Annotated in this window: 8 protein-coding genes; 3 read left to right on the top strand and 5 right to left on the bottom strand. The window is 71.7% G+C overall.

The genetic code is table 11. From position 1 onward, the window contains the following. The 4 genes from FJ251_11345 to FJ251_11330 form a co-directional block, all read right to left on the bottom strand. The coding region (locus FJ251_11345; protein MBM4118312.1) for a class I tRNA ligase family protein at positions 1–230 on the bottom strand (230 nt) is incomplete at its 3' end. Then, the gene (locus FJ251_11340; GenBank protein ID MBM4118311.1) at positions 227–1,072 is read right to left on the bottom strand and encodes a purine-nucleoside phosphorylase; all 846 of its coding nucleotides are present in this window, start codon (positions 1,070–1,072) and stop codon (positions 227–229) included. The genes FJ251_11340 and FJ251_11345, both read right to left, overlap by 4 nt. 34 nt (positions 1,073–1,106) lie before the next feature. Next, positions 1,107–1,808 (bottom strand): YggS family pyridoxal phosphate-dependent enzyme, encoded by a 702-nt coding sequence (locus tag FJ251_11335; GenBank protein ID MBM4118310.1) that lies wholly within the window; start codon positions 1,806–1,808, stop codon positions 1,107–1,109. After that, a complete protein-coding gene (locus tag FJ251_11330) occupies positions 1,805–2,437 on the bottom strand; it encodes a thymidine kinase (GenBank protein MBM4118309.1) in 633 nt (210 codons plus the stop codon). The genes FJ251_11335 and FJ251_11330 overlap by 4 nt, the downstream gene beginning before the upstream one ends. A 155-nt stretch (positions 2,438–2,592) precedes the next feature. Here FJ251_11330 and FJ251_11325 point away from each other — a divergent pair, with 155 nt between their 5' ends. Next, positions 2,593–4,272, top strand: coding sequence for an alpha/beta fold hydrolase (locus FJ251_11325; protein ID MBM4118308.1), 1,680 nt, complete (start codon positions 2,593–2,595; stop codon positions 4,270–4,272). 163 nt (positions 4,273–4,435) lie between these two features. Beyond that, positions 4,436–5,083 (top strand): 50S ribosomal protein L3, encoded by a 648-nt coding sequence (locus FJ251_11320; GenBank protein ID MBM4118307.1) that lies wholly within the window; start codon positions 4,436–4,438, stop codon positions 5,081–5,083. An 18-nt stretch (positions 5,084–5,101) separates the two neighbouring features. Here FJ251_11320 and FJ251_11315 read toward each other — a convergent pair whose 3' ends face one another. After that, complete coding sequence (locus FJ251_11315; protein MBM4118306.1) at positions 5,102–6,301, bottom strand: citrate/2-methylcitrate synthase; 1,200 nt, start codon at positions 6,299–6,301, stop codon at positions 5,102–5,104. Between the two features lie 123 nt (positions 6,302–6,424). On the opposite strand from FJ251_11315, the gene FJ251_11310 reads away from it, so the two are divergent. Then, the coding region (locus FJ251_11310; protein ID MBM4118305.1) for a hypothetical protein at positions 6,425–8,101 on the top strand (1,677 nt) is incomplete at its 3' end.

Here is an 8,101-nt window from a genome sequence, read left to right as displayed (position 1 = left end):
GGAACGGCGTCCTTGGCCAGGCGCGTGATCACGTGGTGGACGCCGGGGTGGCCGTTCGCCGTGGGCGGCCCCTCGTAGAAGATGAAGTGCGGCCTGGCCTGCTCCTCGGCCTTGCTCTGGGTCCGCGCGAACAGCTGCGCGCGCTCCCAGTAGGCGCTCACCGCGCCCTCGAGGCCGACGGGGTCCTTGGCCAGGGCGGGGTAGTCGGACCCGCTGCGCTCTACGCTCATGACATCCCACCTTCGCGTCGGTTCAGGGTCGCGATGAATGCGAGGAGCAGGGCTTCCAGTCGCGGCCTCGCCGCGGCCGCCGCGGCGAGGATGGCCGGGACCTCGACCGGCTCGAGGGCCTCCGGGTCGCAGAGATCGGTGACGACGGCCAGGCCGAGCACGCTCATCCCCAGGTGCACGGCGGCCAGGGTCTCGGGCACCATGCTCATGCCGACGAGGTCGGCGCCCGCGCGGCGCAGGAAGCGGTACTCGGCCGCCGTCTCCAGGTTGGGGCCGGCCACCGCGGCGAGCACCCCTTCGGGCAGCGCGAAGCCCAGCTGCGCGGCCGCGGCCTGCGCGCGGCGCCGCCAGGCCGGCGTGTAGGGCGCCGAGAGATCGGGAAAGCGCGGGCCGAGGCGCTCGTCGTTGGGTCCGATGAGCGGGTTGTCGCCCATCAGGTTGATGTGATCGCTGACGGCCACAACCTCCGAGCGCGCGAGCTGCGGCGCCAGGCCCCCCACCGCACTCGTGACGACGAGGCCCTCGGCGCCGAGCAGGCGCAGGCTGCGCAGGGGATGCACCACCTGCGCCATGCTGTGCCCCTCGTAGTAGTGGAGCCGCCCCGCGAGCACGGCGAGCGCCAGGCCGTCCAGGCGCCCGAAGTGCAGGGCGCCGGCGTGGAAGTCCACGGTCGAGTCGGCGAAGCCGGGGATCTCGGCGAAGGGCAGGCTCAGCCGCCCCTCGAGGCGCTCGGCGAGCCCGTCCAGGCCGGAGCCGAGGATCACCACGAGATCGGGACGCGGTGCGCCCGCCCGGCGGAGGAAGTCGGCCGAGGCCTGCAGCGAGGCGTAGAGGTCGCTCATAAGGCCCGCAATCTAGACCACTTGGGGGATGGATTCAAGCGCCCGGCGAGTCGAAGAGGGCGCGGCCGACGCGCAGCAGGGTCGCTCCCTCCTCGACGGCGACCTCGAAGTCCTCGCTCATGCCCATCGACAGCTCGGCCAAGGGCAGCCGCGCGTGGTCGCGGGCGGCCAGGCGCGCGCGCAGCGCCGCGAGCTGCCGGAAGCTCGCGCGCGCCGCCTCCGGCCCGCCGGCCAGGGGTCCCATCGTCATCAGGCCGCGCACGACCAGACCGGGCAGGGCGAGCAGCGAAAGCACGAAGTCCTCCGTCTCACCGGGCGCGAGCCCCGACTTGCTCGCCTCGCCCGAGCAGTTGACCTGCACGAGCACGGCCGTCGCCAGCTCGCGCTCGCGGGATTTCTCGGCGAGACGCTCGGCCAGCTCCCAGCTGTCCAGCGAGTGGATGAGGTCGAAGCGCCCGAGGACCTTGTTCACCTTGTTGCTCTGCAGGTGGCCGACGAGGTGCCAGACGACGTCGGCGGGCAGCGCGTCCAGCTTGGGCAGGGCGTCCTGGACGCGGTTCTCGCCGAACTCGCGCAGGCCCGCCGCGTAGGCCGCCGCCACCTGCGGGGCGCTCGCGCTCTTCGTGACGGCGACGAGGCGCAGACCCCGCGGGTCGCGGCCGGCGCGCGCGGCGGCGGCGGCGATCCGCGCGCGCAGAGCGGCCAGGCGCGCGGGGAACTCGGCGGCCGCGCTCACGAGCGGGGCCGCGGATCGGCGTCGGCGGCGGCCGCGGCGGGCGCCCCGACGGCAGCCGCGGGCGGCTCGAAGCAGTCGCGGCAGCGCGGCTCGTAGGCCTCGGCCGCGCCGACCAGCACGCGCCCGCTGCCGGCGGCGATGCGCTGGCTGTGCGAGGCCGGCGCGCCGCACACCAGGCAGACGGCGTGCGTCTTCGTCACCTCCTCGGCGACGGCCATCAGCTGGGGGATCGGCTCGAAGGGCTCGCCGCAGTAGTCCATGTCCAGCCCGGCGACGATCACGCGCTTGCCCCGCCGGGCCAGCTCGACGCAGAGGGGCACCAGCTCGGGGCCGAGGAACTGGGCCTCGTCGATGCCGACGACCTGCGTGTCCGGCGCGAGGGCGCGGCGCAGCGCGGCCACGTCGGCCACGGGGGTGGAGGCCACCCGCCGCTCGTCGTGGGAGACGATCGCCGCGGCGTCGTAGCGGTCATCGAGGCTGGGCTTGAAGGCCTGCACCGACTGGCGAGCAATGGCCGCGCGGCGCAGGCGGCGGATCAGTTCCTCGGACTTGCCGCTGAACATGCCGCCGGCGATCACTTCGATCCAGCCCGCGTGCAGCGAGCGCAGGCGCGGATGGGCAGGGCTCATCGCAATCCGAACCTCCAGCGCCCAGTCAAGCACTCGCGCCCCGGCGGCGCAAGGGGCCGGGAACCCCGGCCGGCGGCGGCGACTTCATCGCGGGCGTTGATCCGGCGCCGCGCAAAGCCTATGCTGCGCCGCCATCCCCCAGCCCGGAGACCGCCATGGCCCGCATGCTCCCTCGCCTCGCCGCCCGCCCCGCCCTGCTCGCCCTCGCTGCCGCCCTGGCCGCACCCGGAACCGCGCCGGCCGCGCCACCGCCGGCCCCCGCCACCGAGCAGTTCGTCTTCTTCATGGGCGGCCGCAGCTTCGGCTCCGAGCGCTTCACGGTGACGAGCCGCGGCGACACGCTGCTGATCGAGGGCGTGCTCCTGCTCAGCGAGCCGGTCGAGCGCCAGCTGACGACGCGCACCCGGGTGCTCGGGCGGGACGAGCGCCTGCTGGACTATCTGCTCACCACGAACCGGGGCGACAGCCTGGGCCTGCGCGTGGAGGCGGACTCGCTGCGCTTTTTCGCGTACGGGCCGGGCTACGGGCAGAGCAGGGCCTTCGGTCGCGACGGCCGGCGGCCGCAGATTCTCGACAACGCCGTCGCCTCCCATCTCTGGCTCCTGGCGCGCCAGCTCGCCCGCGATCCGCAGGCGAAGACGGCGCTGCTGGCGCTGGTGCCGCAGCAGAGCTGGCAGGGCGGGCTCGAGCGGCAGGCGCCCGCTGCCGCCAGCGCCCTGCTCGAGGGCAAGACGATCAGCGTCCAGCGGCACTCGCTCACGCTGGCCGGGCTGCTCACCCTGATGGACACGGACGCCCAGGGCCGGCTGCTCTCCCTGCGCGTGCCGATGCAGAACTTCGAGATCCGGCGGCCGGGCTACCAGGCGGAGGCCGGAGCGGCGGCCGCCGCCGCGCGCAAGCGCTACCCGAGCGAGGCCCTGACCGTCGAGGGCGGCGGGCCGGCCCTCGCGGGCCTGCTCACGCTGCCGGCCGAGAGCGGGGGCCCCTGGCCGGCCTGTCTTCTGCTCCAGGGCTCGGGCCCCATGGACAAGGACATGACCGTCGGCCCCAACGCCGTCTTCGCCCAGCTCGCCGACGGCCTCGCCGAGCGCGGGATCGTCAGCCTGCGCTTCGACAAGCGCACCTTCGTCATCAACCGGGACAAGCAGGACAAGGCCCTCTACGAAGCCGACAACCTGACCCTGCAGGAAGAAGTGATCGACGACGCCCTCGTCGCCTGGCGCCTCCTCGCCAGCGAGGCCCGCGCGGACAGCAAGCGGCTCGTCATCCTCGGCCACAGCCTGGGGGCAGCGGCGGCGCCCATCCTCGCCGCGCAGATCGCCGGGACCGCGGCCCCGGCGCCGGCCGGCCTCGTGCTGCTCGCGCCGCCCGGCCGGGACCTGCTCAGCATCATGCTCGACCAGTACCGCTACCTGAACGCGCAGGGCGTCGTCGACGACGAGGAGCTCGAGCGCTCCGAGTACATGGCCAGGCGCCTGCGCGAGGGGCAGGTCGGCGCCGACGACGTCATCTTCTTCGCCAAGCCGATGTACTGGGACTCCGTCAACTTCTGGAAACCCTGGCGCGACTACGGCGATCTCAGCGCGCCCGCCCTGGTGCTCTTCGGCGAGCGGGACTACCAGATCACGGCCCCCGACCGGGCGACCTGGCAGGGCGCGCTGGAGGCCAACCCGCGCCCCGGCGCCGAGCTGCACCTGCTGCCCGGCGTCAACCACCTCTTCCTGCACGGCGAGGGCAAGCCGGGCCCGGCCGAGTACGGCATGCCCGGCGAACTGGACGAGGAGCTCCTGGACCTGATCGCCGACTGGATCAGGAGCGCCACCGGCGGGCGCTGAAAAAAGGCCGGCGGGCCCCTGGACAGGCTCCCGCCGGCCGCGTATCCTGTTGCGGCTTCCGCTCGGAAGCCCCCGACCCCCCACCAGCCCGACCGCCCGCGCGGCGCAGCGGGCCCAACCCGCTGCGGTCGTCTCAGCCGCATGGTTGTCCGAGGAGGCAGACATGGCCATGAGACTCCTGGGCAAGAAGCTCGGCATGACCCAGATCTTCGAGGAAGGCGGCCAGCTCACGCCGGTCACCGTCATCGAGCTGGGCCCCAACTACGTGGTGCAGAAGAAGGAGGAGCCGAAGGAGGGCTACTGCGCCCTGCAGCTCGGCTTCGATCCTGTGCGCGCCAAGCGCCTGAACAAGCCGCGCCTGGGCCACCTGGCCAAGGCGGGCCTGGAGGGCCTGCGCTTCCTGCGCGAGAGCCGCCTGTCCCGCGCGGAGGCCGAGCCCTACAAGCCGGGCGACGCGATCACAGTGGAGTACTTCGCCGTCGGTGACAGCGTCGACGTCAGCGGCCGCAGCAAGGGACGCGGCATGGCGGGCGTCATCAAGCGCCACGGCATGCACGGTCCGCTGAGCCTCAGCCACGGCGCGCACGAGTACATGCGCCACATCGGCTCGATCGGCTCGAGCGCCACGCCCAAGCGCGTCTACAAGGGCAAGCGGATGCCGGGCCGCATGGGCAACGCCACCACCACCCTGCAGAACCTGCGCGTGGTCGCGGTGCGGCCCGAGGAGAACCTGCTGCTGGTCAAGGGGGCCGTGCCCGGCGCCAGGGGCGGGCTGGTCGTCGTCACCAAGAGCGTCAAGCGCCAGGGCTAGGCGGGTCCCGGCGCCCGGCTAGCCGCGGTCCTTCAGCGGGATGTAGGCCGTGCCCAGCTGGCGGCCCGTCCACATGAGCCGCGGCCGGTAGATGCGGTTGTTCTCCATCTGCTCGAAGTGGTGGCCCGTCCAGCCGACGACGCGGGAGATGGCGAAGACGGCCGTGAACATGTCCTTCGGCAGCCCGAGCGCCTTGTAGACCACCCCCGAGAAGAAGTCGACGTTGGGCCAGATCTGCGTCTTGCCCAGCTCGTCGAGCTTCGCGCGCGTCACTTCCATGAAGCGCACGGCCTTGACGAGGTCGCGGTCGTCGTGCCGGTCGCGCGCGAGCGCCTCGGCCATCTTGCGCAGGATGGTCGCCCGCGGGTCGACCGTCTTGTAGACGCGGTGGCCGAAGCCGGGGATCTTGCGGCCTTCGGTGATCATCTCCGTGACGGTGGGCTCGATGTCGGCGAGGCCCTCGATGCTCTCGAGCATCTCGATGACGCGCTCGTTGGCGCCGCCGTGCAGCGGCCCGGAGAGCGAGCCGAGAGCGGCGACGACCGCGGTGTAGATGTCCGCCTCCGTGGAGCTGACGACCCGGCAGGTGAAGGTCGAGTTGTTGCAGCCGTGGTCCATGTGCAGGATGAGCGCGACGTCGAAGATGCGCTCCTCCTCCGGCGTCGGCACCTTGCCGGTGAGCATGTAGAGCATGTTGGCGGCGTGCGAGAGGTCGTCCCGGCGCACGACGGTCCGCTCGCGGCCGCGCAGGTTGTCGAAGTAGGTGACCACCAGCGGCATCTTGGCGATGATGCGCAGCGCCTTGCGCCGCTTGGCCTCGATCGTCTTGTCGGCCAGCTCGGGATCGTGCATGGCGAGCTGGGCGACGAGGGCCTGCAGCACCGCCATCGGGTGCCCGTGGCGGGGCGTCAGCACGATGATCGCCTTCAAGTGGGGATCGAGGTAGCGCTCCCGGATCAGGTCGTCCTTGAAAAGCGCGAGCTGCTTGCGCGTGGGCAGTTCGTTGTAGAGCAACAGGTAGGCCACGTGCTCGAAGTTGCAGTTGGCGGCCAGGTCTTCGATCGTGTAGCCGCGGTAGTAGAGCCTGCCGTTGGCGCCGTCGACGGAGCTCATGCCGCTCTCGTTCACATAGACACCCTCGAGTCCGGGAATGTAATTCTGCTGCGCGTCGGCCATGACAGGCTCCTTGGTCCAGGGTCGGCGGACTCTGTGGACCATAGCAGGCAACCGGCTCCGGTTCAACCCGCTGAATCGCGACCGCCGACCCCGGCCCGGCCGGGCTTGGCCCCGCGGCGCCGATGCGCTACAATTTGGCCTCTACCCTGACCCGGAGGCCCCCCGATGCACCGCCTGCTCCCCCGCTTCGCCCTCGCGGCGCTCATCGCCGCCTGGCTGCTGCCGGCTGCCGCCGATGCGGCCGGCGCCACCCGCTGCCTGACCCCGACCCTGCCCCGGCCCAGCGAGCCCTACGAGGCGATCCGCGCCCGGCTCGAGGCCCAGGGCCGCTGGGTCGCCTCGGGCGACCCCGATCGCAGCCCGCCGCCCAACCCCCAGGTGGGCGACACCTGGCTCTGGTACATCTGGGACCTGGGCGGCTTCCCGGTGGCGAACCTGAAGCCCTGCACGGTGCGGGGGATGGGCGACCACTGCTACGTCGTCGTCGACGACGACGAGTGGAATGTCGGCATCGACCAGGCCGACGTCGATGTCATCGTCGAGAACTTCGAGAACAGCAGCCCGGGCAACTGGCCGACTCAGGGCATCTGGGACCTAAACACGGGGCACTTCGGCGCGCCGCCCAATCCGCTGGACGGCCTCGACCGCGTCTTCCTCCTCTATTATCGCTTCGATATTTCCGCCGATGGTTTCTTCTGGGTCTATGACCAGTTCCCCGACGGCAGCCAGCCCTTCGCGAGCAACGAAGCCGACGTGGTCTACATGGCCGTGGACAACGGCCAGCCGGCCGGCACCTACATGCTGGCCGTGGCCGCCCACGAGTTCCAGCACCTGATCCACTACGCCCGCGACACGAACGAGGACTCCTGGCTCGACGAGGGCTTCGGCGAACTGGCGATGTGGCTCTTCGGCAATCCCGATACGATCTCGAGCTTCAACACGAACCCGGACAACAACCTCATCGATTTCGCCGGCAACTGGGCAGACTACATCCAGACTTACCTCTGGAGCCTCTACGTCTACGAGCAGTTCGGCGGCCAGCCCTTCATCTGGGCCGTCGCCCACAGCTCGCTCAACGGCATGGCCTCCTACAACGCCGTGCTGGCGAGCCAGGGCTTCGGCATCGCGACGGACACCGTCTTCCGCAACTGGGCGGTGGCCAACTTCCTCGACGATCCCAGCGTGCCCAACGGTGAGTTCGGCTACCTGGGCGAGACGCTGCCGCCCTTCACGCCCTGGCGGACGGTCACCACCTATCCGGCCACCGGCAATGGCGGCGTGTCGGCCTGGGCCGGCGAGTACATGCGCTGTACAGGGATCGGCGGCGTCCTGCGCCTGGAGTTCAACGGCCAGGACATCCGCAACTTCCGCGTCGCCATGATCGGCCTCGACGACACGCTGCCCACGCAGGTGCAGTTCCTCACCCTGAACGCGGCGCAGGACGGCAGCCTCGACTTCACGGCGGCGCAAGGTTACGACCAGGTGATCGTCATGGTCGCCAACGTGGCGAGCGCCAGCGGCAGCTACACCTACAACCTGAGCGTTCTCGCCACGCCCGCGGGCGAGGGCGTGCCCGCGGCGACGGCCCTGGCCGGCGCCCAGCCCAATCCCTTCAACCCGAAGACGAGCGTCCACTTCAGCAGCGACCGCGAGCAGCGCCTGCGCCTGGAGGTCCTCGACCTCGCCGGCCGGCGCGTCTGCGTGCTCGCCGACGAGACCTTCCCGGCGGGCGCCCACGTCCGCGACTGGGACGGCCGCGACGCGGCGGGCCGCCCGCAGCCGGCCGGGCTCTACTTCGCCCGCCTCTCCGGCACGGACGGCCAGCTCGGGACGAGCCGGGGG

Source organism: bacterium (genome assembly GCA_016873475.1).
GTDB lineage: Bacteria > Krumholzibacteriota > Krumholzibacteriia > JACNKJ01 > JACNKJ01 > VGXI01.
This window is presented reverse-complemented; position numbering and strand designations above follow the sequence as displayed.